The sequence below is a fragment of the Leisingera sp. F5 genome (assembly GCF_001593695.1).
Genome location: NZ_LUKH01000677.1, coordinates 1 through 1,868 on the forward strand (window position 1 = coordinate 1; position 1,868 = coordinate 1,868).

General features: G+C 64.3%; 2 protein-coding genes. Both read left to right on the top strand.

Features of this window, described 5'->3' with window-relative positions; translation table 11 throughout:
• The first annotated feature begins 79 nt into the window (after positions 1–79).
• On the top strand, positions 80–1,069 hold the full coding sequence (locus A2I95_RS34675; RefSeq protein WP_291737103.1) for an ABC transporter ATP-binding protein: 990 nt from the start codon (positions 80–82) through the stop codon (positions 1,067–1,069).
• On the top strand, positions 1,066–1,868 hold an 803-nt coding region (locus A2I95_RS34680; RefSeq protein ID WP_291737105.1), incomplete at its 3' end, for an ATP-binding cassette domain-containing protein. The genes A2I95_RS34675 and A2I95_RS34680, both read left to right, overlap by 4 nt.

Below are 1,868 nucleotides of genomic sequence, written 5' to 3' on the forward strand. Positions count from 1 at the left end.
GGGCTATAGTTACCAGCAACAGATCGGGCTTCCCTCGCCGCAGAGGAGGGCCGTTGCGGGAAAGGACCTAGCGCCAGCCATGCCCCTATTGGACGTGACAGACTTAACAGTAAGCCTCACAGCAGGCGGCCGCACCGCAGCCATCGTCGAGCAGCTGTCGCTGCGCCTGGAACGCGGCAAATGCCTCGGCATTGTCGGCGAAAGCGGCTCCGGGAAAAGCACCGCGGCGATGGCCATCATGGGGCTGCTGACGGACGGGCCGTTGCAGGTCTCCGGCCAGATTCTGTTCGATGGCGCCAATCTGGCGCAGATGCGGCCTGCGGAGTTCCGCAAACTGCGAGGCACCGGCATCGCGATGATCTTCCAGGACCCGATGAGCAGCCTGAACCCGGTGATGCGGATCGGCGATCAGATTGTGGAATGCCTGCAGGCGCACCGGCGGCTGACCAAATCCAGCGCCCGGGGCAAGGCCGCCCAGGCGCTGGCACGCGTGGGCATGCCGGACCCCGAAGGCATGATGCACCGCTATCCGCATCAGCTGAGCGGCGGCCAGCGCCAGCGCGTCATGATCGCGATGGCCATCGTGTTCGAGCCAAAGCTGCTGATTGCCGATGAACCGACCACCGCGCTTGACCTGACAATCCAGGCGCAAATTCTGCAACTGCTGAAAAAGCTCTCTCGCGAATTGAACATGGCGCTGGTGCTGATCACCCATGATCTGGGGGTGGTCGCCGGGATGAGCGACGAGGTCATCGTGCTATATTCCGGGCGCGATGTGGAACGCGGCCCGACCCAAGAGGTGCTGGAGAACCCGCGGCATCCGTATACCCGGGGTCTGCTGGGAGCCCATCCGTCGATGGACGGGGAATGCGGCCGGCTGGCGCCTATTGCGGGCTCCCCGCCCGCGATCTGGCAGCGCCCGTCGGGCTGTGCCTTCCGCGACCGCTGCCCGGCAGCAATTGATAACTGTGCCACGGTCAAGCCGCAGCACGTTGCAATGCCGCAGCAGGCCCACCACGTCGCTTGCCTGCTGCATGCCACTCCCCCGCAGGCAAAGGAAACCGCATGAGCCAGAGTTCACATCCCGCCCTTGAAATCAGGGATCTGTCTGTCGAATTCCGCGCATCCGCAAACCGGGGGCTGTTCGAAAAGCCCGCGACCTTCAAGGCGCTCAGCGGGATCTCCCTGGATATCCGGCAGGGCGAGGTGATGGGGCTGATCGGTGAATCCGGCAGCGGCAAAACCACTCTGGGCAAGGCCATTGTCGGGCTGACTGAGACGTCCACGGGCAGTATCTGCATCAAGGGGCAGCACGTGGATCCAGCACGCGCGGTTGGGCGGCGCGCTCTGGCGCGGCTGGTGCAGATGGTGTTTCAGGACCCTTATGCATCGCTGCACCCAAGGAAAACCATCGGGCAGACCCTGTCCGAACCCTTCACGATCCAAGGTACCGCTTCCCGCGCCGATCTTCGGTCCCGGGTCCGGTCCCTGCTGCAGCGCGTAGGGCTGAGCCCGGAGCACGCTGCGCGCTACCCGCAGCATTTCAGCGGCGGCCAGCGGCAGCGCATTGCCATTGCCCGCTCCATTGCCAACGAACCGCCGGTGATCATTGCCGACGAACCTGTCAGCGCGCTGGATGTTTCGGTGCAGGCACAGATACTGAACTTGCTGGACGATCTGCGCGCCGAGCAGAACATGGCCATGCTCTTTATCAGCCACGACCTGTCGGTGGTGCGGCACCTGTGCCAGCGTATCGCGGTCATGTACCTGGGCCGGATTGTCGAGATCGGCCCTGCGAAAGAGATGGCCCCCGCCCCTGCACATCCCTATACGACGTCTTTGCTGTCGGCGGCACCGCGGGTCAAGGC